Genomic DNA, 21,952 nt, shown 5'->3' with positions numbered 1-21,952 from the left:
CCTGTCCGACCTGAGCCGCCGGACGGGCCCCGGAACCCTCAGCGGCGGCCCGTCGCCCGGCGCCGTACCGACAGGAACAGCGCGGCCGAGCCGAGCGCCAGCGCCGCCGCGCCGCCGAGCGCCAGACAGGTGGTGCCGGTCGATGCGCCGGTCTCCGCCAGATTCCGCGAAGTGCCCGCGGCCTCGGGCGCGTCGGCGGTGCGGGACGCGGCGGCCGTGTCGCCGCCGTGGCCGTGGTGGCTCATCGTCGACCTGTCGGCACCGGCCGCGACCTGCCGGTCGGTGGGGGCGGAGGCGACCGGCGCAGGGGTGCTGCCCGTGCTGCTCGTGCCGCCTGTGGTGCTCTCTGCGGCGCCGCCGAAGTCGACGTCCGAGCAGGAGTAGAACGCCTCCGGGCTGTCCGAGCGCTGCCAGACCGCGTACAGCAGCTGCTTGCCCGAGCGCTCGGGAAGCGTGCCGGAGAACGTGTAGAAGCCGCCCGAGGCGACCGGGTCGGTGGCCGTCGCCACCGGGTGCGCCAGATCCAGCTCGGACCAGGCCAGCGGCTTCGCGGGGTCGTAGCCGGGCTTGGTGAGATAGACCGTGAACGTGCCCTTGTGCGGGGCCGTCACCCGGTAGGTGAAGGTGTACGACCCGTCGCGCACGCGCGTCGCCGGCCAGTCGGCGCGGGCCAGGTCGAGGCCCTTGAACTCCTCGTTGTTCGCGCTGCACAGCTTGCCGTCCGGGACCAACTGCCGGTGCCGGCCCGCCGCGTCGCCGATCCGGACGCCGTTCCAGTCGTACAGCGCCTGGGTGCCGCCCACCGCCACGGCCGCCTTGCACGCGGCCGACCTCGGGCTCTCGGGCCCCTCGGCGTAGCACTGCGAGACCCGGCTGACCGGGTCGCCCATCGAACCGTGCGCGGTCGCGGGCGAGGCGGCGAGCGCCAGCGCGGTGCTGCCGAGGGCGACGACGACGGCGGCCTTGCGGCGTGGGGGCATGGGGAACTCCTCGAACGGTCCTCGGGGCGGGCTGGATCCCGTGGGGGCGATCCGAAGCTAGCCCCAAGAAACCGAAGAATCGCCTGTTGGGGGCGGTCGAGGGAGATCCTTATGGCGGCGTTAAGGGAGTGCTCAGACTGCGCTGAGGCAGACAGCGTCCACGCCATGACGAACGACGAGAACCGGCCCGCCGCGCATCGGGGTGGTGCCGCAGGGCTGACACCGCGCGGCCGGTCCGGTCAGCCGTCCGGCCACCAGGTGCGGGCGATGTCCTTGCGCACCTCCGGACGCCCCGCGGGGCGTTCCTCCGCCTCTTCGCGGATACGGCGGCTGTCCGTCTTCTTCAGGGGCTTCTGCACGGTTGCGCGGCGCATGGCTGCCTCCTTCGGCACCTGCCCGGTTCCGTGATGCCACGGAGGCAGACGCTTGTGGGGAGAGTTCCTCATCGGAGCCGGATTGTCAGTGGCGGGTGTCACTCTGTGGGCATGGGCGCTGTGGACATGCACGAGATCGACTGGGACGCCGGGGCCGCCGGCTTCGACGACGAACCGGACCACGGCCTGCGCGACCCCCGGGTCCGCGCGGCCTGGGCGGCCAGAGTGCGCGGCTGGCTGCCCGAGCGCCCCGCCGACGTCCTCGACCTGGGCTGCGGCACCGGGAGCCTCTCGCTCCTCGCCGCCGAGCGGGGACACCGGGTCACGGGTGTCGACGCGTCCCCGGCGATGGTCGAGCGGGCCCGCGCCAAGCTCGCCGGGCGGGACGCGGCGGTCCTGTGCGGGGATGCCGCGGCCCCGCCGGTGGGCGGGCAGCGCTTCGACGTCGTCCTCGTACGGCATGTGCTGTGGGCCCTGCCCGCGCCCGACCGGGTGCTGCGGCACTGGCGCGAGCTGCTGCGCCCCGGAGGCCGTTTCGTGCTGGTCGAAGGGGTCTGGGGGACCGTGCACCCCGTCGGCATCCCCGCCGGGCGCCTCACCGCGCTGCTCGCCCCGCTGAGCGCGGACGTACGTGTGGAGCGACTGTCCGGCGACCCGCTGCTGTGGGGCAGAGCCGTCGAGGACGAGCGGTACGCGGTGGTGGCGACCGTGTGAGCCGGGCCGGGCGTGCGTCAGGCCAGCAGGCCGGCGAAGCCGTCGGCGCGGGCCAGCGCCTCCAGCGTGTCCAGGGCCGCCACGGCGGCGGACGCGGCCCCGGGATCCGCCTCCGTCAGCCCGCTCGCGGCGAACTCGTCCTCGTCCAGCCGTCGTACGTCGCCGCCGTCGGCGGAGCGCCACAGGTCCAGGTCGAGGTCCTCCACGACCAGCTCGGCACCGGTGCGCACCGCCGGGCGGGTGATGTCGCAGTACCAGCCCTTCACCGTGCCGTCCCCGGCCCGGACCTCCTTGACCGCGTACCAGCGGTCCCGCCAGAAGTACTCGGTGAAGACATCGCCCGGCTCGAAGCGCACGAAGCCGAAGTCCCGGACCCCGGCACCCGCCCACGGCGCCCGTACGGCGATGCGCGTGCCGTCGTCGTGGAGCAGCTCGGCGGGGTAACGGATCTTCGTACGGCCGCCCTTGACCAGCACGACCGTCAGACCGGCTGTCGGTTCAGACGAGTTCGCGGACATGGCGGACCTCCGTCGCGCAGATCTCGTACCCCAGCGACCTGTTGATCGCGAGCATCGGGGCGTTGCCGGTGTCGTTGCCCGTCAGCGCGCCGGTCAGGCCGGCGGCGCGGGCGCGGTGCAGCGAGTCGACCTTGGCGAGCTTGGCCAGGCCGCGCCGGCGGAAGGCGCACGCGGTACCCGTCATCGCGGTGACATAGCGGGTGCCCCCGTCGGTGTACGCCACGCTGAAGGCGACCGGGCGGCCCTCGGCCACCACGACCGTCGTCAGCTCGCGGTCGAGCAGCGGATGCTCCCAGGTCTGCGTGAGCCAGGCCGCGTAGTCGGTGAACTCGACGTCGATGTCGCCCGGTTCGTCGGACATCGTCTCCGCGTCCAGCCGGAACAGCGGGCGCGGGTCGTCCGCGAAGTCCGCGGCCGTGCGCAGTTCGACGCCCGGCGGGGGAGCGGGCAGGGGCGGCAGCGCCGCGTGGGCCAGGTCCAGCCGGAGGAAGTGGGCGCGGCGGCTGGCACGGTAGCCGCGCTTCTCGGCGAAGGCGCGGTTGGCCGGCTCGTCCAGCACCCACGCGAACAGCTTCGTCGCCCCGTGCGCCGCCAGATGCTCCTCGGCGGCACGGACCAGCAGACCGCCCGCGCCGCGCCCGGTCCGCTCCGGGTGGACGTAGACGTTGAGCATCCCCTGGCCGGGTTCGGGGCTGTCGTGCGCCAGCATCACCTGGGCGGTACCGATCACCTCGCCGTCCTCCTCCGCCACGAGGGACCGGGACCAGGCCTCGGGAGGGGTGCGGGTGAGCGTGTGCAGGACGGACGCGGAGGTCCAGAGCATGTAAGGGAGGGCCTGATGCCGTACCCGGGCGAAGCCCTCGACGTCGGCCGGGTCACCAGGGCGCAGGTCGCGCACGGTCACAGTCATGACAGGCGACCGTACGGACAGACCTGCCGGGACGCCTCTCATTTTCCGGCGGGAGTTCTCCGGCGGGTGCGGGACAATCGGGTCGTGAGCCTGAAGATCCGCATCGATGACAGCGCGCCCCCGTACGAGCAGGTGCGGGCGCAGATTTCCGAGCAGGCGCGGTCCGGGGCGCTGCCGGTGGGGTACCGGCTGCCGACCGTACGGGGGCTGGCCGAGTCGCTGGGGCTCGCCGTGAACACCGTGGCCAAGGCGTACCGGGCGCTGGAGACCGACGGGGTGATCGAGACCCGGGGGCGCAACGGCACCTTCGTGGCGGCCGCCGGCTCGGCCGCGGAGCGGGGGGCCGCCGCCGCGGCGCAGACGTATGTCGAGCACGTCCGCAGGCTGGGGCTGGGCGAGTCGGAGGCGCTGGCCGCCGTACGGGACGCACTGCGGGCTGGTTACGGCAAGTGACGGGAAGTGACGTGACGGAAGGGCGGGGAGCCCCGGGGCGGCGGGACGGCTTCAGCGGGCCTGAGCCGGCTCCGGTACGCGCGTCACCGTCAGACCCGCCCGCCGCGCCGTCCTCCCGAACGTCACCGCGTCCGCCACGGCAGCTCCGCCGGGGTCGTTGTTGAAGTAGGCGTACACGTCACGCGCGTCGGACCAGGTCGTCGCGACGCGGTCCACCCAGGTCTCCAGGCAGCGGCGGCCGTAGCGGGGCCAGGGACGGGCACGGCCCTCGTGGAAGCGGACGTAGCCCCAGTCGGCGGTGCGCCACAGCGGGCTCGTCGGGTGGGCCTGCACGTCCGCCCAGCACAGCGCCGCGCCCCGGGCCGACAGGACCTGGCGCACCTCGGACGTCCACCAGGAGGCGTGGCGGGGCTCGACCGCCACCCGCGTACCGGACGGGAAGCGGGCCAGACAGGCGTCCAGCAGGGCGGGGTCCGCGCGCAGGGTCGGCGGGAGCTGGAGGAGGACCGGGCCCAGGCGGTCGCCGAGGCCCGCCGCGTGGGTCATCAGCCGCTCGACCGGCTCGGCGGGGTCCTTCAGGCGCTTGATGTGGGTGAGATAGCGGCTCGCCTTGACCGCGACGACGAAGTCCGGCGGCACGCGCTCGCGCCAGCTCTCGAAGTTCTCCCGGGTCGGCAGCCGGTAGAAGGCGTTGTTGAGCTCCACCGTCGCGAACAGCCGGGTGTACTCCTCCAGCCACAGCCGGGCCGGGACCCCGGGCGGGTAGACCAGGTCCCGCCAGTCCTTGTACTGCCAGCCGGAGGTGCCGACGAACAAGGTCACACCACCATCAAAGCACTACAGGTACAGCCCCGCGTCCGCGCCGTCCCGCGCCCCCGGCACCGAGGTCGGGGCCGTGCCCCGGCGCAGCGCGTACAGCTCGGCCAGGGTGGCGCCCTCGCGGCCGACACCCTCCTCGGTGCCGAGCCAGTTCACCGCCTCCCGGCGGCTGAGCGGGCCCACCTCGATACGGGCCAGACAGCGGCCGGGGCGGACCACCGCCGGGTGCAGCCGCTCCAGGTCCTCGTTGGTGGTGACGCCGACCAGGACGTTGCGGCCCTGGCCGAGGAGGCCGTCGGTCAGGTTCAGCAGCCGGGACAGGGCCTGGCCCGCCGTGTGCTTGGCCTCGCCGCGGATCAGCTCGTCGCAGTCCTCCAGGAGCAGCAGGCGCCAGCGGCCCTTGCCCGCGCTGTCCTCCTCGCCGATCGCGATGTCCATCAGATAGCCGACGTCGGAGAAGAGGCGCTCGGGGTCCAGGACGCAGTCCACCTGGCACCAGTCCCGCCAGGAGCGGGCGAGCGTACGCAGCGCGGAGGTCTTGCCGGTGCCGGGCGGGCCGTGCAGCAGCAGGAGGCGGCCGGCGATGTCCTCGGGGGTCGTCTTCATCAGCCGGTCCATCGCGTCCGCCACCGGGGCCGTGTAGTTGGGCCGGATCTCGTCCCAGGTGCCGGCGGAGATCTGCCGGGTGGTGCGGTGCGGGCCGCGCCGCGGCGAGACGTACCAGAAACCCATCGTCACGTTCTCGGGCTGCGGCTCGGGCTCGTCGGCCGCGCCGTCCGTGGCCTGGTCGAGGACCCGCTCGGCGAGGTCCGCGCTGGTCGCGGTGACGGTGACGTCCGCGCCGCGGTTCCAGCGCGAGACCAGCAGGGTCCAGCCGTCGCCCTCGGCGAGCGTGGCGCTGCGGTCGTCGTCGCGGGCGGCGCGCAGCACACGGGCGCCCTCGGGCAGCAGGGTCGCGCCGGAGCGGACGCGGTCGATGTTCACGGAGTGCGAGTACGGCTGCTCGCCCGTCGCGAAGCGGCCGAGGAACAGCGCGTCGACGACGTCGGACGGCGAGTCGGAGTCGTCGACGTGGAGCCGGATCGGCAGAGCGTCGTGTGGGTTCGCAGACATGCCGCCATGATCCGACACCGATGACCTCCGCGCACGGCATTTCCTCCCCTTGTGCCGGGTGTTCCGAAGAGCCGTTCCCGGTGTCGCGAACTCCCGCCGGACGGATGCCCTCCGCCGTTACTGTTGTCCTTGATGGGACGTCATGGGTGGGATTCGGATACTCGGCGGTGGCGGCTCACCGCCCTGCTCGGCGTCGGCGTGGTCGCGCTGGCCCTGGTGGTGACCCTCGTCAGCACGCTGTCCGGCGGTCCCGGCACCACCGGCACCACCCGCGACGGCGCCACGGTCCACGGCACTCCGGCCCGGCCGGGCGCGGCACCGGAGCCGTACGTCGGCTGGGGCTTCACGCACACCCAGTACAGCGCCGACCAGGGTGCCGGCGCGGCCACCACGCGTGTGGAGCAACTGCTCACGCAGAGCCGTGGGCTGGCGCAGAACCAGGCCATCATGGGCTGGGGCGCGGACAACCCCGAACCGGTCCAGGGACACTACGACTTCGGCGCCCTGGACCGCCGTATCGACTTCATGCGGGCCTCCGGCGGCACCCCGGTGATCACCCTGTGCTGCGCCCCGGACTGGATGAAGGGCGGGCGGGCCGGGGTCGGCAACACGAACTGGAGCCAGTCCGCCCTGGAGACCGCCCCCACCCCCGACCACTACCAGGACTACGCCGACCTCGCCGCGACCGTCGCCCGGCGCTACCCGGACGTCAGGCACTTCATCGTCTGGAACGAGTTCAAGGGCTTCTGGAACGACGCCAGGTCCCGCTGGGACTACGAGGGTTACACCAAGCTCTACAACCTCGTGTACACGGCACTGAAGAAGGTCGGCAAGGACATCATGGTCGGCGGGCCGTACCTGGACATGGACAGCGTCGACCCGCGCGACCAGCACGCCTCCGCCGCGGTGAAGGGCCCGTGGGGCGCCATGGACCAGCGGGTGCTGGACGCCTTCTCCTACTGGAACGCCCACAAGGCGGGCGCCGACTTCACCGTGGTCGACGGCTCCAGCTACACCCGCGACGACGACCTGCTGCCGGACGAGTTCGCGGCCGCCGACAAGTTCACCGCGGTCGGCGAGTGGATCCGGCGGCAGACGCACGACCTGCCGCTGTGGTGGGCCGAGTACTACGTCGAGCCCGCCGACGGCAACGGCGACCGCACCGGCTGGAGCGAACCCCGGCGTGTCGCCGCGCAGGCCACCGGCATGATCGCCCTGGTGAAGGGCGGCGCCGACTCCGGCTTCTACTGGAACCCGGAGGACAGGTCCGGCAGCGGATGCGCCGGCTGTCTGTGGACACCGACCGACAGCGCCGGCGGCGGCCGGGAACTGCCCATGTACGACCTGGTGTCCCGGTTCGCGAAGGCGTTCCCGCCGGGCACGCGGTACACGAACGTGCCGGTCGCCGCGGACGACGTGCCGAACGTCCGCGTCCTGGCGAGCGACAGGACCGTCCTCGTGGTCAACACGCAGAACCGCACGATCAGCGCACAGATCGACGGCAAACGGTTCGACATGGGGCCGTACGAGGTGAAGTGGCTCGACCGCTGAGCGGCCGGGCCACCCTCACTTCATGGTCAGGAACCGCTGCACCAGCGAGGCCAGCACCACCGCCAGCAGCGGCAGCGAGAACCAGAACAAGCCCTGGAGCAAGCGCAGTTGCCGTACGCCCGGACGCATCGCGACGCGTGCGACCTCGCGTGCGGCCAGCAGCAGGATCAGTACGACGGCGGCCAGCGCGCCGACCACCGACCAGGGGGTCCAGGTCACGATCGGCCCGACCGGCCCCGGGTCCGGCTTCGGCACCGCGCCCGCCGGCCGCTGCCGCATCGCGTACACGGTGACGTCGTCGTTGACGTAGGCCCTGGTCAGGTCCTGCCGGTCGTCCAGGTTCTCGACCAGCCGCCGCTCCCAGGTCGTGGGATAGCCCGCGTCCAGCTGGAGATAGGTGACCTGACTGCGGTTGATCATCAGATACGAGTTCGGGCCCGCGTCCTTCAACGACTTGACCAGGCCCGACACCAGCACCGGATCGGTCGGGGCCGGCGTGGGCACGTAGTCCACGCGCTCCATGTCCTTCGCGCCCCACGGCAGCGCCGGGGTCACGTCGTTGACCGTGTCCTGCGTCAGCCACAGCAGGCGTACCGTCGGCCTGTCGTGGGCGTACACCCAGTTCATCGCCGCGACCTCGCCGGGCCGGGTCCGCTCGAACGTCTCGTTGCCCCAGCGCGCCACCAGGAAGCCGCCCATCAGCAGCAGCCCGGCGAGCAGCGCGGCCAGCGGGGCGAGACTCACCCGGTCCTTCGCGGTGGCGCCGGAGCGTGGGAAGAGGGCGAGCGCGCCGAGCAGGGCTGCGCCCGGGACCGCGAACATGAAGACGCGCAGCGCCATCTCGCCGCCGTACGACTGCATGCCGAAGCCGAGGAACGGCACGAAGGTGAGGATCAGCAGGGAGCGCTCACGGTAGCGGTGGAAGCGGCGGCGCCACCAGCCCCAGCAGGCGAACGCCAGCACCGAGCCGGCCAGCAGGACGCGGACGTACAGCACCAGCTTGTGGGCCGAACTGCCGCCCTGGATACGGCCGGAGACGGAGGTCGACACATTGCTGCCGACGCCGCCGACCCCGCCGAACAGATCGTTGAAGTGACCCGACCAGTACGGTTCGGCCATGAAGCCGAGCCATACCGCGGCCAGCACCCCGAACAGCAGGGGCAGGCCGCGTAGTTCGGACCGGCCGAGCAGGACCAGGGCCGCGAGCACACCGAGCATGACGAACGGGGTGAGCTGGTGCGCGGGCACGCTCGCCGCGTACAGGCCGATCAGCACCAGCAGCAGGACCGCCCGCCCGCGCCGGTCGGCCGGTGCCGGCTCGGCCTCGCCGGGGCGCAGCCTCGTCCAGATCACGCGTGGCGACCGGAACCAGACCAGCAGGATCGCCACGAACATCAGGTACAGCAGATAGGTGAAGCCCTGCGGGGAGAAGTAGTCCTGGCCGACCCAGCCGCACAGCACGAACAGCCACACGCCGGTCCACTTCGCCCGCCAGCTCGCCCGCATCGACCGGGTGAGCAGGAACATCGGGGCCAGGTAGGCGAGTTGGATGGCCGTCGGCCACCAGCGGATGACCTCGGTGAAGTCCGTGACCCCGCAGGCCCGGCCGACGAACGCGGCGACCGCGAAGAACCCGGGCCAGCTCCAGCGGGCGTCCAGGTCGGGCACGGCGGAGCCGGTGCGGTCGATGTAGTCGAGGAAACCGAGGTGCTGCCACGCCGTGGGGAAGCGTGGCTCGGTCTCGATCACGGCGGGCAGCGCGTGCAATGACACGACCGTCGCCAGCAGGGTGAGCAGCAGCAGTGCCCGGTGCTCGCGGCGCAGCCACAGCAGCGCGGCGAACACCGTGACCAGCAGCCCGGCCCCGGCCAGCGTCGGCAGCGGCAGCACCGAGACCAGCCCGAGCCCGCCCATCCGGTCCAGGTCGGCCTCGCCGAGCCGCAGCGCGGGCACCCAGTAGAGCAGCAGGGCGGCGATCAGCAGACAGCCGAGGACGACTCCGGAGCGGGTGGGCAACAGCCGTTGCGCGCGGGGCACGTGCGCCGAGCGGGCCCCGTGGGCTCCTTCCTCTTCCTCTTCGTTTTCCTCTTCCTTTTCCGGTACGGCAGGTTCGGCAGCGAGGGACGCGTCCAGTTCCCCCGTCGTGAACGGCGCGTCGACCTCCGCCGCCTCCGCCTCCCGCGGCAGCGGTGTGCCGGTGGGCGGGGTGCCGGGACCCGGACGGACGTCCGGGCGGCGCTCGGCGTGGTCGAAGTCGACATGGATGCCGAGGGCGAGGGTGTCCGAGTCCAGCGCCCAGGCCGGACCGGGCCGGCGCGCCGTGACACCGGCGGCCGGGACCTCGCGCGGGCCCAGGTCGGCGAGGTCCCCGTCGGGTGCGGCCGCGTCGGCCGCGGGGTCGGGGGCGCTCCGGATCGTCCGCCACAGCCGCGGGGCGGCGAGCGCGGCGACCACCGCGAGACTGCCGGCCTCGGCGACACCCGCGCCGGTCAGTCCCATCCGGGGCAGGAGCAGCAGGGTCGCCCCCAGCACCAGAGCGCACAACAGGCCCTGGAACAGGGCGAGTCCGCCGGTACGGCTGCGCGCGCGCAGCACCGCGAAGTACGTCTCGATCACGACCCGCAGCACCGAGCCGAGCGCGAGCCAGCGCAGCAGCGGGGTCCCGGCGTCCGCGTAGCCCGCGCCGAACACGCCGAGGATCCAGGGCGCGCCGACGATCAGCACCGCGGCGATCGGCAGCATGATCCGGGCCATCCGCCGCAGCGCCGCACGGGTGTGGGCGGCCAGCCGGTCCGGGTCGTGCGAGCCCTCGACGGTGAGGGAGGCGCCCATGTTGATGGCGAGGAGGTCGGTCGTGCCGCCGATGGTGGTGGCGATGTAGAAGTACGCGTTCTGCGCGGAGCTGACCTGTGAGGCGACGATCACCGGGACGAGGTAGATCACCGCGAGCGAGAACAGCGAGCCGGTGTAGTCCCCGGCCAGGAACCGGCCGACCTGCCGCAGCGTCGGCGGTTGGGTGTGGCCCTCGGTCGCCCTGACGTGCCGGGGCACCAGCCGTCGGAACACCAGCCAGCCCAGCGGCACGACCGAGGTGGCGATCGCGGCCACCCAGGAGACGAAGACACCGGTGGCGGGTACGGCGACGGCGAACGCGGCGAGCAGGGCCAGCTTCACGGTCGAGAACACGGTGTTGCCCACCGGCACCCAGGTCGCGCTGCGCAGCCCGGTCAGCACACCGTCCTGGAGCGTGAGCAGGTTCCAGGCGACGACGGCCACGATGAAACCGAGCCCGTGGAGCGTGCCGTGCAGGAACCCGTACGACGGCCCCCAGGAGTCCAGGGTCAGCAGGAAGGCGCCGGCCGCGACCGCCACCACCAGCGAACTGCCGGCGTAGGTACGGAAGATGAGCGTGCCGGTGCGCTTCCCGGCCACCGGGATGAAGCGGGCGAGGGCACCGGTCAGGGTGACCGCGGTCAGTCCGGCGAGGAACTTCATCGCGGCGATGGCGGCCGAGCCCTGCCCGACCGCCGACTCGGAGTAGTAGCGCGCCGCGGCCAGCCAGAAGCCCAGCCCGAGGACGGCGCTGATGCCGGTGTTGAGCATCAGCGCGTAGGCGTTGCGGAACAGCGGACTGCCGCCGTGCGGGGACCGGCCCGTCTCCGGCGCCTCGTCGGCGCCGGTCGTGGCCTCGGTGGTGGTCGTCGTGTCAGACACGGGAACGGATGGCCTTCCGGCGGACCTGGCGGGCTCTGCGGACGAGGGCGTACCCCTTGGTGAGGGCGCGGTCCGTGGCGAAGGTGCGGGCGATCGCACGGCCCTGGAGCAGCCGCTCGAACTCCTCGACGCCGGTGGCGCGCCGGACCGTGACGCGTTCGAGTGCGTACGGGCCCTGGCGGCGGCGGGCGAGCGCGTTGCCGACGGCGAGGGCCTGGGCGTACCCGCTCGCGCGCACCGCCCGGCGGACCCGGCGGCTGGAGTAGCCGTACGGGTAGGCGAACGACAGTGGGCGGGCGCCGAGTTCGCCGTCGACGATCTCGGTGCAGCGGTCCAGCTCGGCGCGCAGCTCGTCGTCGCCGAGCTGGTCGAGCTGCGGGTGGGTGTGGCTGTGGCCGCCGATCTCGACGCCGGCGGCGGCCAGTTCGCGCACCTGGGACCAGTCGAGCATGGTGTCCAGGCCGCCTCCGGTGTCGTACGTGCCCCGGAGCCAGCCGGTGGAGACGAACAGCGTGGCCCGGAAGCCGTGCCTGGCGAGCACGGGCAGGGCGTGCCGGTGCACGCCCTCGTATCCGTCGTCGAAGGTGATCAGCACCGGCCGGGCGGGCAGCGGACGGCCGGTGCGCCAGCGCTCCGCGAGGCCGGCGGTGGTCAGCGGGGCCAGGCCCAGATCACCGATGAGCGCCATCTGCTCCGCGAACGCCTCCGGCGCGACCGACAGGGCGCGGGTGGCGTCGTTGGGCGCGGCGGCGACGGAGTGGTACATGAGGATGGGCACGGGCAGGTCATCCATCGGTACCCCCTGCGGAAGCGTCACGCGTCCGGGCACCCTCTGCGGAAACGGCGCGCATCCGGGCGCCCCCAGGGCTGGACGGCGTCTGCTGGGGCGGCGCCGCCGGGACCGGTGCCGACGAGAACGTCGTACCGCCCTGCCGCGCCCGTACGCTGCCCACCGCGTAGCCGCCGGCGGCGGTGAGCACGCCCGTGAGGATGGCGGCCGCGCGGGCCGCGCCGCCCGGGCGGGCCAGCAGGGCGTCGCGCAGGCCGCGGGCGACTCCGGCGGGCAACACCCGGGTGGTGTACCGGCGTTCGGACTCCAGCCCCTTGTCCGCGCCGACGCTGCGGGCGACCAGCGCCTTGGAGAGGCCCTCGGCGTAGGCGCGGGTGCGGAAGTAGGCGAAGTGCTCGCGGGGCGCGGGCACCCGGTGGTGGATGACCGCCCGGTCGTCGATGAGCAGGACGGCGTCGGGGCGGGCGCGGGTGAGGCGGATGCACAGCTCCGTCTCCTCGCAGCCGAGCGGGCGGCGGTCGCCGTCGCGGCCGATGCCGGTGGCGAAGCCGCCCGCCGCGTCGAAGGCCGTGCGCCGGAACGAGGCGTTCCCGCCGAGCACGTTGCGGACCCGCACCCGGCCCGGCGGCAGGCCCTTGTAGGTGCAGCCCACCACCCAGTCGAACTCCTCCGGGAACCAGTCCGGGCGCCGGCCCGACGCCCAGATCGGCACCGTACGGCCGCCGACCGCCATGACGCGCGGGTCGGCGTATCCGGCGGCGAAGTGGCGCAGCCAGTCCCGCTCGGCCACGGCGTCGTCGTCGAGGAAGGCGATCACGTCGCCGCGGGAGGCCGCGATGCCGGTGTTGCGGCCGGCCGACAGGCCGCGCGGGCCCGTGTTGGCCAGCACGCGGAGGCCCCCGGTCGCCGCGCACTCCTCCTTGTACTCGCGCTCCAGCCGGTCCTTCAGGGCCGGGTTGTGGTCCACGACCAGGAGCGTCTCCAGCGCCGGATACGACTGCGCGCGCACCGAGGAGACCGCCGCGAGGATGTCCTCCCAGCGGTCCTCGGTGTACACGCAGATCACGACGGAGATGCCGGGATCTCTCAAGACACCTCTCCCCGCACCGCGTCGAGCATCGGCGAGTGGCGCTCCTGGCGGCGCAGCTCACGCCGGTTGGAGCGCTCCTTGAGGATGACCTGGAGCACCCGGAACCCGTCGCGTACGGCACGCAGATTGCTGGTGCCGTGGATGCGGAGGTACTCGTGGCTCGGTATCTCCTGGACCTTGAGCCCCGCCTTGACCACTCTGATGTTCATCAACGTCTCGACCTCGAAGCCGGTGCAGTCGAGATCGATCTTGTCGAGGCAGTGCCGCCAGAAGGCGTTGTAGCCGTAGCACAGATCGGTGTAGCGCGCCCCGAACTTGCGGTTGACCACGGCGCACAGCGCACGGTTGCCGAGCTTGCGGATGAAGGTCATGTCGTCGGTGCCGCCGCCGTTGGCGAAGCGGGAGCCCTTGGCGAAGTCGGCTCCGGAGACGAGCGCGGAGACGTACGACACGATCTCGCCGCCGTCTGCCGAGCCGTCGGCGTCGACCATCACGATGATGTCGCCGCGGCAGGCCTCGAACCCGGTGATCAGGGCATCCCCTTTGCCCTTGCCACTCTGTTCGACGACCCTGACGCCGGGCCACAGGGACCGGGCCACCTCGACCGTGTCGTCGGTGGAATTGCCGTCCACCAGTACGACTTCGTGAATCCAGTCCGGAAGGGTCTTGAAGACGTAGGGCAGATTCTCCGCCTCGTTCATCGCGGGAATCACCACGCTCACCGGCGGAGTGATCGCGAGATGAGAGGAGATGGGCCGGTAGTTCGCGGCAATCAGCGGATCTTGCCCCGAAGCCGGCGGTCGCAGAACGGAACTCATGGGTTTTTCCCTCTCGTCCGGTGGACCGCCCACCCCCGGGCGGCCCGGTTGTCTGTCCGGTTCGAAAGGGGGGTTACTCATCTTCGGCACGGCGAATCGATCTCCGTGCACGTGGACGAGCTGGCAGAACTGGCCGGTCTGCCCGGGAAATACGGCAGCCGGTCGCGCGGCACGACTCGGTCACAACTGTGGTCACCGAGCACGGCACCCCCCTACCGCGCCCCGCGCCGGAACGTCACGGCCCTGAGCCCTCCCCTGAACCGCGTGCTGACGGACCGATGCGGGTGAGACGTATGACGGTATTGACGATTGAACCAGAATGGCAAGACCTGGATATCAGTCTCACGTTTTTGTTGGTTTGGCCGTTGCATAACTTTGGCCGGAGTTACTCACTTTTACGTAGCAGAACCCACAGGAGCAGCAGCAGGCTCAGTGCGGTCACGGCGATCACTCCGCCGTGGACGGACCAGCGGTGCACGGCCAGCATGCCCTGGGCCACCAGCATGTTGAGGACGACCGAGCCCGCAAGGGCGGCGAGCGTCCGGGCGTACGGATCCAGCCCGCGCAGTGCCGCCGCGCCGGCCGCGGCCGGCGCGGCGAGCAGGAAGAACAGCGTGCACGGACCGCGCAGCGGTGAGCCGGAGTCGGTCAGGGCGAGCAGCGCGCCGACCGCCGCGACGGCGGTCGCGGCCCCCATGAGCAGCGGCGACAGGTCCCTCCCCGGTCCTGGCCGTCCCCCTGCGGGGTCCTCGGTGGCGCCGTCCGATGAACGTGACTTGATGCGTAAGGTCTGCATTGGCGACTGTGCCCCCCGATTTGACCCCGACGCGCGGGATGTCGGGCTTCAATGTGGCGCAGGCCGGGGCGGGGCGTCAAGACGCGGTCCGGGGGCCGAGTTGACTCCCGGTCAACAGGATTGGCATGCGCGCGCAAGTGTCGTGCGGTGAACTTCTTCGGCCGATCTTGTTCAGGCTTCAAAAGTTCTTGGCATGAACACTTCTGATCAACGCGCGTAGGAGTTACCACAGTTGTAGGCAGAGATCCTGCTATAGGGAGGCACCATGAGTCGTTTCAGACTTACCGGATTCGTGACCTCGCTCCTCCTCGCCGCCGGCCTCGGACTCGGCGGAGCCGCGGCCGCCCAGGCCTCGACAGCGGCAACCGGCGGCTATGTGGCGCTCGGTGACTCCTACTCCTCCGGAGTGGGAGCGGGCAGCTACATCAGCTCCAGCGGCAGCTGCGACCGCAGCACCAACGCGTACCCGTACCTGTGGAACGCGGCCCACTCCCCGTCGTCCTTCGCCTTCAACGCCTGCTCCGGCGCCACCACGGACGACGTCCTCAGCAACCAGCTCGGCTCGCTGAACTCCGGCACCTCGCTGGTCTCCATCACCATCGGCGGCAACGACGCCGGGTTCTCCGACGTCATGACGACCTGTGTGCTCCAGTCCGACAGCAGCTGCATCAGCCGCATCAACACCGCCAAGGCGTACGTCGACTCCACGCTCCCCGGCAAGCTCGACAACGTCTACGACCAGATCCGCGCCAAGGCCCCGAACGCCAAGGTGGTCGTGCTCAGCTACCCCCGCTTCTACCTGCTCGGCCAGACCTGCCTCGGCCTGTCCGACACCAAGCGCTCCGCGATCAACGGCGCGGCCGACTACATGGACACCGCCATCCAGGCGCGTGCCGCGGCGCACGGCTTCGTCTTCGCCGACATCCGCTCCGCCTTCTCCAGCCACGAGATCTGCTCCAGCGACTCGTGGCTGCACAGTGTGAACTGGCTCGACATCACCGAGTCGTACCACCCCACCGCGGCCGGCCACTCCGGCGGCTATCTGCCGGTGTTCGCCAGCAACGCGTAACGGCCGTACGCGGTACGGGTGACCCGTCCGTCAACATGTCACCCGTACCGGCTCACTCGTCAGGATGATGTTCCGGACGAGTGCGAAGCGGAAGCGGAGGCCCCGCCCGACGGGGTCTCCGTCCCCGGCGCGCAGCTCACCGAGAACGGCACCGCGTTCGACGCGACCCGCACCGGGGCCCGAACCTCGACGCTGACCGCGTTGTCGGCCGAACCGCTCGGGGAGTACGTCGTCAGGGTCACCCGCAGCTGCCGGCTCGTCCCGTCACCGGCCCCGAACGACAGAGTCTGCCAGCCGGGATCCGCGACCGAGCCGTGCGCGAGCACCCACCGGTACTCCACCTGCGCCGGCACCCGCCCCACCGTGAACGTCGCCGTGAACGCGGGCGCCTGACCGCTCGGCGGCGGACAGGGGCCGGAGTACGCCGTGTGCACGCCGACCAGCGTGACCTGCACGGACTGGGCGGGCGGGGCCGACGACGAGGCGCTGCTGCGCGGCGCCGACGGTGTGCCCGTGGCCGCCTCCGTGCCGCTGTGCGTGGGCGCCTGGGCGCTGGCGCTCACCAGGGGACCGCCCGTGCCGCTCGCGCCGTCGCTCCCGTGACCGCCGTTGTCGCGGTTGAGCAGGGCGTACGCCAGCCCCGCCAGCGCGACCACGATCACGAGCAGCCCCGCCACCAGTGCGACCACCCCCCCGCGACGGCGCCCGGGTTCCGGCTCGTCGGGCGGTAACTGCGTTGAGACAGGCGGCGGTTGGGGCAACCGGGACTCCTGCCGCGACCAGGGCTCCCGGGTCACGACCGTCCGGGCGTACGCGGACGGATCCGGTGGCGGCTCCGGGTGGGGTGCCCCTCCTCCGGCGGGGGCACCCCCGGCCGCGACGAGCCGCAGTTCCCGCTCCGCCCGCTCGGCGCCCAGCCGCCCGGCCGGGTCCTTGCGCAGCAGCCCCGCGATCACCGGCGCGAGCGGACCCGCCCGCAACGGCGGCGGCAACTCCTCGTCCACCACGGCCCGCAGGGTGTTCAGCGGGGTGTCGTACCGGAACGGGGAGACGCCCTCGACGGCCGCGTACAGCAGCACGCCCAGCGACCACAGATCCGACTCGGGGCCCGGGGTGCGGCCGAGCGCCCGCTCCGGAGCCAGGAATTCGGGCGAGCCGACGACCTCGCCGGTCATGGTGATCGCCGAGCTGCCCTCGACCGAGGCGATCCCGAAGTCGGTCAGCACCACCCTGCCGTCGTTCGCGAGCAGGACGTTGGCCGGCTTCACGTCCCGGTGCAGCACCCCGGCCGCGTGCGCGGCGCGCAGCGCGGAGAGCACCTCGGCACCGATGTGCGCGGCCTCCCGCGGCGGCAGCGGGCCCTGCGCCTCCAGCCGGTCGGCGAGCGACAGCCCGCGCACCAGCTCCATCACGATCCAGGGGCGGCCGCCCTCCATCGCCACGTCGTACACCGTGACCACGTTGCGGTTCGCGACCCGGGCCGCGGCCCACGCCTCCCGCTCCAGGCGGGCGTACATCCGCTCGACGTCGGAGGCGGGCAGCCCGGCCGGGGCGCGCACCTCCTTGACGGCCACCTCCCGGTGCAGCACGTCGTCCCGGGCCCGCCACACGGTGCCCATGCCACCCTCGCCCAGCGGGGACAGCAGACGGTAACGGCCCGCGATCACACGGTCGCGGCCCGGATCTTCGGACACGGGCGCCCCCCAGGCATGTCGCGTGATTTCTCCACAAACGTAGCTCAACCGAGGGCTGTTGCGGCCCCCTTGAGCACCAATCCGGCGCCCAGGGCCAGGACGGTGAGCGCGGAGACGAGCGGCAGGCTCCGGCGCACCAGCGCGGCCACGGGGTGCGCGGCCCAGCGCGGGCGCCGTCCGAGCACCCGGGACGCCCCCGAGCCCAGCCGGACCACGGCGACCCCGGCCGCCGTGAGCGTCAGCGCCAGCCCGGCGCCGTAGGCGACGACGAGCAGCAGCCCGAACCAGGCCTTGCCGAGTGCGGCGGCGCCGACGAGCACGACCACGGCCGAAGGGCTGGGCACGAGCCCCCCGGCGAAGCCGAGCAGGACCGTGCCGCGCAGCGTGGGCGCGGTGGGGTGGGAGTGAGTGTGGCCACCGTGGGTGTGGGTGTGGGAGTGCTCGCGGTGTCCGTGCCCGTGATCGTGCCCGTGATCGTGTCCGTGGGCGTGATCGTGTCCGTGTGCCCGGTTCCGCAGTGCCCGTCGTACGAGGTTCACGCCCGCCGCCAGGACCAGGGCCCCGCTCGCCAGGCCCAGCCAGGCGATCACCGAGGGCGTGGCGGCGGACCCGGCGGTGACGAGCAGGCCCAGGGCGACGACGCCGAGGGTGTGGGTGACGGTGACCGACGCTGCCAGCGGCAGCACGTCCCTGAGCCCGGCCCGGCCGCCGCGCGCCGCCGCGGTGGCCGCCATCAGGGTCTTGCCGTGCCCCGGTGCGAGGGCGTGCAGGGCGCCGAGGACGACCGCGACGAGCAGTGCGGCGGCGGCGAAGCCGACGGTGAGGTCATGGCGGGCCACCAGGCCGTCGAGAGCCTGCGTCCAGCGGTCGGCGCCCCGGGGCAGTACGGAGGCGGCCGGGGCGTCGGGCCGCTGCGCGGCGAGGGCGGGACCGCCGGGGCGCACCCGCAGCGACGCGGTGGAGACGTCGGCCGGGGACGACAGCAAGTCCTTGGGATACGTGGTCAGTTCGTGCGAGACGGACGTCTTCGGCACGTCCGAGCCGGTGAGCGTCGTCCGGTCGCCGCGCGCGGTGATCTCCCGCCAGCCGGGCCCGGACCAGTTCGCATCGGCGCGGAAGCCGAGGGCGAGCGACCCGGCGCGCGGAAGCGGGGCGGTCCAACGGCACTGCACGCGCAGGGTGTCGAGCCCCGCCTGGCCGGGCCGCGGTGTGGCCCGGCTGTCTCGCACGGTGAGGGGGACCCGGCGCCCGGCCACGGTCACCTCGCTGCCCCGGGCGTCCCGCTCGCAGCGCTGCCGGGCCCACCGTGCCGTCCCCAGCCGCGCGATGTCGGGCTTCGCCTGGGTCGCCGGTATCTCGGCCAGGTCCTCGACGTGCTCGACCCGGAGCTGCCCCGGCGCCGGGACGAGTCCGTCGTACCGGTTGACGGTGAAGTTGCCGAGCGGATGCGCGCTCGCTCCGGCGGCCGGCAGGAACACGAGCGCGCACACGGCGGCGAGGACGAACGGCAGCCGCAGTCTCACTTCGCGGCCTCCAGGGCCGTGCGGGCCGCGGCCGCGCCCACCGGGGAGAAGCCGGGGTTCAGCTTCAGGGCCGCGGCCAGGGAGCTGCGGCCGGCCGCCCGGTTGCCGCTGGCCAGCTCGATCATGCCGCGGTGGTAGAGGAAGACGGCGTTGTGGTAGCCGGTGGCGGTGGCCCGACGGGCGTAGGGGAGGGCCTCTCCGTCCCGGCCGTTGACATGCAGCGCCCAGGCCAGCGCGTCGGCCGTGTGCACGGTGTGCCGGCGGGCCCACTCGGCGCGGGCGGCACGCAGGGCGGCCGCCTTGTCGCCGTGGTCGGCGGCGGCCAGCGCGGTGTCGAGGTCCGCGTCTACGCCGTTCGCGCGGGCCAGCGCGACCCAGGTGTCCACGAGGGCGTACTGCTGCCGCGCCCTCGCCCGGTCCCCGGCCGCGCCGCGCGCCTCGTACAGCTCGCCCAGTTCGACGAGCGGAGCGGGCAGCGGATACCGGGACACCACCGACTCCATGCCCGTGATCGCGGCGGCCCGGTCCCCGCTCGCGGCCTGCGCCCGGGCCCGGCCCTCCAGCGCGGGAAGGTAGGTGTCGTCGGCGGCGAGTGCGCGCGCGTACTCGCTGAGCGCGGCCGCGTACTCTCCCTGGTTCCAGGCGAGTTGGCCGAGCTGGGTGGCCACGTAGGCGATGTCGCCGGGCGAGGTGGCGGAGGACAGCGCCTGCTGGAGGACCCGGCGTGCGGTCGCCACGTCCCCGCGCAGCTCGTGCACGTACGCGTACCGCGTGAAGACCGGCACGCCCGGCCTGCGCGCGTCGGCGGTGTCGGCCGCGCGCGCCGCCTCGTCGTACCGGCCGAGCTCCACCAGGGCGTCGATCCGGGAGCACAACGCGCGTTCGCTGTACGGGTTCTGCCGCAGCGCCCGGTCCGCGTAGGTCAGCGCGTCCGTGAAGTCGTGCCGCGCGGCGGCGAGCGCGGCACGTCCGGCCAGGGCCTGGTCACTGTCCGGCGCCAGCGCCAGGGACCGCCGCAGCACCTGGTCCGCCTGCGGATACCGCGACGGGTCACCCTTGGTCCGCGCCTGCTCGACATAGGCGAGTCCCAGCGTGGCCCAACTCCCGGCGTCCTTCGGCTGGGTGCGCAGATGCGCCTGGAGCGAGGCGATGCTCGCGTCCAGGTTCCCGGTGCCGAGGACCCCGGGGTCCACGGCACGCGATGCGGCCGGCGCGGCAGCGGGCGCCCGGCCGACGCCGGCGGCCACCGCACCACTCGTCAGGGCCACCGCCAACAGCGCGGCTGCGCCCCCAAGTTGCAGGGTCCGCCACCGCCGTACGGCGGCGTCGTTCTTGTTCTTCGCGCGCGGGCCCATGGCCTCTCCGCCTCTCCTCTGCTGCGTCGACGGGGTGGGAGGCGCGGCCCGCCGTGGGGGGATACGGGCCGCGCCGGTCTGGAGTGGGGACGGCGTCAGTACGGCCGCTGCACGCGGCGGCGCCACCAGGCGAAGGCGGTGCCGAGCAGCAGGATCCCGGCCGCGCCCGACGCCGCCGAGGCGGCGATCAGCATCGTGTCGCCGGAGCCCGCGGAGGAGCCCGCCGGCTGCAGCGCGTCGCCCAACTGGCTGCGGACGTCCGTGCCCGCGCTCGTGCCCTTGGCGAGCGGGCCGCGCGAGCCGGAGGTGGGCTCGGCGACGTACGGGAAGGACTTCTCGAAGGTCTGGTCGTTCGCGTCGACCCCGTCGCTCAGACCGGTCTTCTGGCCGACCAGCGCGCCCTCCATGACCTGCAACGCCTCGTCCACCACGTCGTCGCCGAGCCGACGCCCGTTCGGGAAGCCCGCGTTGTCGCCGTCCAGGACGCCGAGCCGCTTGGGGTGCGCGCTCGGCTTGATCGACGTGTTCAGGCGCAGCTCCTCCGAAGGCCGCACGTCCGGCGGCTGGTTGAGTCCCTTGACGCCCTTCAGGAACACGTCGACGAGGTCGTTGCGCGGCTCGCTCGGCGCCTTGATCTTGTAGATCGACTCGACGAGCTTCGGCAGCTCGGGGTGGGTGACGTTGTTCAGGAACTGGGCGTCGTAGGCCGGCTGGGAGGCGTTGAACCGGTCCTTGTCCCGCTGCGGGTTCACCACCTCGTTCACCAGCGGGTTGCCCAGGCGGGAGACCTGGCTGTAGTAGCCCTGGGCGTTACGGCGCTGCGTGGTGGACCAGATGCCGACCACCGGCTGGCCCGCCGACTCGCGGATCAGGGCGGTGGGCACCTGAAGCGCGATGGTGTTCACGTTGTAGCCCTTGAGGGTGTCGTTGCCGACCTCGCTGAGGTTGCCGCCGTACAGCAGGTCGAAGACGCGCAGGTCGGCGAAGAACGGGTCGTCCGCCTGTCCGGCGAAGGTCGTGCCGCCGCCGGCAGTCTTGTAGACGGCCTGTGAGCGCAGCTTGGCGTAGTCCGGCATGGACGCCTTGCCGACGTTGGAGGGGGCCACCGGCACGTCGTTCGCGAGCTTGGTCCGGTACACCACCCGGTCGTGCTTGAGCCGCAGCAGCTCGATGTCGTAGGTCTGCGTGATGTTGAGGTTCGGGTCGTCGAGGCTCTTCACGACACCGGTGTTGTAGAGGAACGTCCTGCCGTTCTTCGTGTGGGTCCTGAAGGTGTAGCGGAAGACCAGATCGTCGTGCGCGTCACCGTTGTTGTCGATGTGCAGGTCGTACTGGGCGTCGTCGGCGAACGTGTAGAAGTTCGGCCCGCCCGCCGGCTCCTCGAACGGGATCCAGTTCGCCACGACCGTCGTCGTGTCGGGCTTGTCCGGGCTGACGAACGCGTACACGTCGGTGTTGTCGTACTGCGGGGTCCCCGAGATCAGCGGGGCCTCCCGGTGGGAAGAGGCGGAGGCCGTCGCGGGTGCCAGCGCGGCGACGCCCGCGGCGGTGAGCCCGCCGGCCGCCAGCGCGCCGCACAGGAGCGTGACCAGGCCCGCGCGACCCCGGCCGCGCCTGGAAACAAGAGGTGTCATGCCGTCTGTCCGTCCGTCCTCGGTGCCGACTTGCCCT

Annotated in this window: 19 protein-coding genes; 4 read left to right on the top strand and 15 right to left on the bottom strand. The window is 72.7% G+C overall.

Annotated elements, in window-relative coordinates; translation table 11 throughout:
- Positions 1-38: 38 nt before the first annotated feature.
- Positions 39-980, bottom strand: a complete 942-nt coding sequence (locus BIV25_RS31460) for a lytic polysaccharide monooxygenase (RefSeq protein ID WP_071375866.1) — start codon at positions 978-980, stop codon at positions 39-41.
- 239 nt (positions 981-1,219) lie between these two features.
- A complete protein-coding gene (locus tag BIV25_RS53380; RefSeq protein WP_107486421.1) occupies positions 1,220-1,354 on the bottom strand; it encodes a hypothetical protein in 135 nt (44 codons plus the stop codon).
- Positions 1,355-1,465: 111 nt separating this feature from the next.
- Between BIV25_RS53380 and BIV25_RS31455 the strand changes: the two genes are divergently transcribed.
- Positions 1,466-2,068, top strand: a complete 603-nt coding sequence (locus tag BIV25_RS31455; RefSeq protein WP_107486419.1) for a bifunctional 2-polyprenyl-6-hydroxyphenol methylase/3-demethylubiquinol 3-O-methyltransferase UbiG — start codon at positions 1,466-1,468, stop codon at positions 2,066-2,068.
- Positions 2,069-2,085: 17 nt separating this feature from the next.
- On the opposite strand, the gene BIV25_RS31450 is transcribed toward BIV25_RS31455, so the two are convergent.
- Both BIV25_RS31450 and BIV25_RS31445 read right to left on the bottom strand, forming a co-directional pair.
- Positions 2,086-2,586, bottom strand: a complete 501-nt coding sequence (locus BIV25_RS31450) for a DUF402 domain-containing protein (RefSeq protein WP_071375865.1) — start codon at positions 2,584-2,586, stop codon at positions 2,086-2,088.
- Positions 2,567-3,496, bottom strand: coding sequence for a GNAT family N-acetyltransferase (locus BIV25_RS31445; RefSeq protein WP_071375864.1), 930 nt, complete (start codon positions 3,494-3,496; stop codon positions 2,567-2,569). Before BIV25_RS31445 ends, BIV25_RS31450 begins: the two co-directional genes overlap by 20 nt.
- An 84-nt stretch (positions 3,497-3,580) precedes the next feature.
- On the opposite strand from BIV25_RS31445, the gene BIV25_RS31440 reads away from it, so the two are divergent.
- Positions 3,581-3,949 (top strand): GntR family transcriptional regulator, encoded by a 369-nt coding sequence (locus tag BIV25_RS31440; protein ID WP_071375863.1) that lies wholly within the window; start codon positions 3,581-3,583, stop codon positions 3,947-3,949.
- Positions 3,950-4,000: 51 nt separating this feature from the next.
- Here BIV25_RS31440 and BIV25_RS31435 read toward each other — a convergent pair whose 3' ends face one another.
- Positions 4,001-4,771 (bottom strand): DUF72 domain-containing protein, encoded by a 771-nt coding sequence (locus BIV25_RS31435; protein WP_071375862.1) that lies wholly within the window; start codon positions 4,769-4,771, stop codon positions 4,001-4,003.
- A gap of 15 nt (positions 4,772-4,786) precedes the next feature.
- On the bottom strand, positions 4,787-5,881 hold the full coding sequence (locus tag BIV25_RS31430) for a DUF5925 domain-containing protein (protein ID WP_071375861.1): 1,095 nt from the start codon (positions 5,879-5,881) through the stop codon (positions 4,787-4,789).
- Positions 5,882-6,013: 132 nt separating this feature from the next.
- Between BIV25_RS31430 and BIV25_RS31425 the strand changes: the two genes are divergently transcribed.
- Positions 6,014-7,432 (top strand): xylan 1,4-beta-xylosidase, encoded by a 1,419-nt coding sequence (locus tag BIV25_RS31425; RefSeq protein WP_071375860.1) that lies wholly within the window; start codon positions 6,014-6,016, stop codon positions 7,430-7,432.
- Between the two features lie 15 nt (positions 7,433-7,447).
- Here the strand turns inward: BIV25_RS31425 and BIV25_RS31420 are convergent, their stop codons facing one another.
- From BIV25_RS31420 to BIV25_RS31400, 5 genes are all read right to left on the bottom strand, one after another.
- Complete coding sequence (locus BIV25_RS31420; RefSeq protein WP_071375859.1) at positions 7,448-11,146, bottom strand: lipopolysaccharide biosynthesis protein; 3,699 nt, start codon at positions 11,144-11,146, stop codon at positions 7,448-7,450.
- Complete coding sequence (locus tag BIV25_RS31415; protein WP_071375858.1) at positions 11,139-11,939, bottom strand: polysaccharide deacetylase family protein; 801 nt, start codon at positions 11,937-11,939, stop codon at positions 11,139-11,141. Before BIV25_RS31415 ends, BIV25_RS31420 begins: the two co-directional genes overlap by 8 nt.
- Complete coding sequence (locus tag BIV25_RS31410; protein WP_079176994.1) at positions 11,932-13,026, bottom strand: glycosyltransferase family 2 protein; 1,095 nt, start codon at positions 13,024-13,026, stop codon at positions 11,932-11,934. The genes BIV25_RS31415 and BIV25_RS31410 overlap by 8 nt, the downstream gene beginning before the upstream one ends.
- Positions 13,023-13,844, bottom strand: coding sequence for a glycosyltransferase family 2 protein (locus tag BIV25_RS31405; RefSeq protein WP_071375857.1), 822 nt, complete (start codon positions 13,842-13,844; stop codon positions 13,023-13,025). The genes BIV25_RS31410 and BIV25_RS31405 overlap by 4 nt, the downstream gene beginning before the upstream one ends.
- Positions 13,845-14,229: 385 nt before the next feature.
- On the bottom strand, positions 14,230-14,541 hold the full coding sequence (locus tag BIV25_RS31400) for a hypothetical protein (RefSeq protein ID WP_256256325.1): 312 nt from the start codon (positions 14,539-14,541) through the stop codon (positions 14,230-14,232).
- 364 nt (positions 14,542-14,905) lie between these two features.
- Here BIV25_RS31400 and BIV25_RS31395 point away from each other — a divergent pair, with 364 nt between their 5' ends.
- Positions 14,906-15,709, top strand: a complete 804-nt coding sequence (locus tag BIV25_RS31395; protein WP_071375855.1) for an SGNH/GDSL hydrolase family protein — start codon at positions 14,906-14,908, stop codon at positions 15,707-15,709.
- A 59-nt stretch (positions 15,710-15,768) separates the two neighbouring features.
- Here BIV25_RS31395 and BIV25_RS31390 read toward each other — a convergent pair whose 3' ends face one another.
- From BIV25_RS31390 to BIV25_RS31375, 4 genes are read right to left on the bottom strand one after another with little or no spacing between them, the layout of a single operon-like run.
- Complete coding sequence (locus BIV25_RS31390; RefSeq protein WP_071375854.1) at positions 15,769-17,403, bottom strand: serine/threonine-protein kinase; 1,635 nt, start codon at positions 17,401-17,403, stop codon at positions 15,769-15,771.
- A gap of 44 nt (positions 17,404-17,447) precedes the next feature.
- Entirely contained in the window at positions 17,448-18,926 is a 1,479-nt protein-coding gene (locus tag BIV25_RS31385) for a nickel transporter (protein ID WP_071375853.1), read from the bottom strand.
- Complete coding sequence (locus tag BIV25_RS31380) at positions 18,923-20,407, bottom strand: tetratricopeptide repeat protein (protein WP_371273084.1); 1,485 nt, start codon at positions 20,405-20,407, stop codon at positions 18,923-18,925. The genes BIV25_RS31385 and BIV25_RS31380 overlap by 4 nt, the downstream gene beginning before the upstream one ends.
- Positions 20,377-21,915 (bottom strand): DUF4331 domain-containing protein, encoded by a 1,539-nt coding sequence (locus tag BIV25_RS31375; protein ID WP_071375852.1) that lies wholly within the window; start codon positions 21,913-21,915, stop codon positions 20,377-20,379. The genes BIV25_RS31380 and BIV25_RS31375 overlap by 31 nt, the downstream gene beginning before the upstream one ends.
- Positions 21,916-21,952: the final 37 nt, after the last annotated feature.

The organism is Streptomyces sp. MUSC 14, from assembly GCF_001866675.1.
Lineage (GTDB): Bacteria > Actinomycetota > Actinomycetes > Streptomycetales > Streptomycetaceae > Streptomyces.
This window is presented reverse-complemented; position numbering and strand designations above follow the sequence as displayed.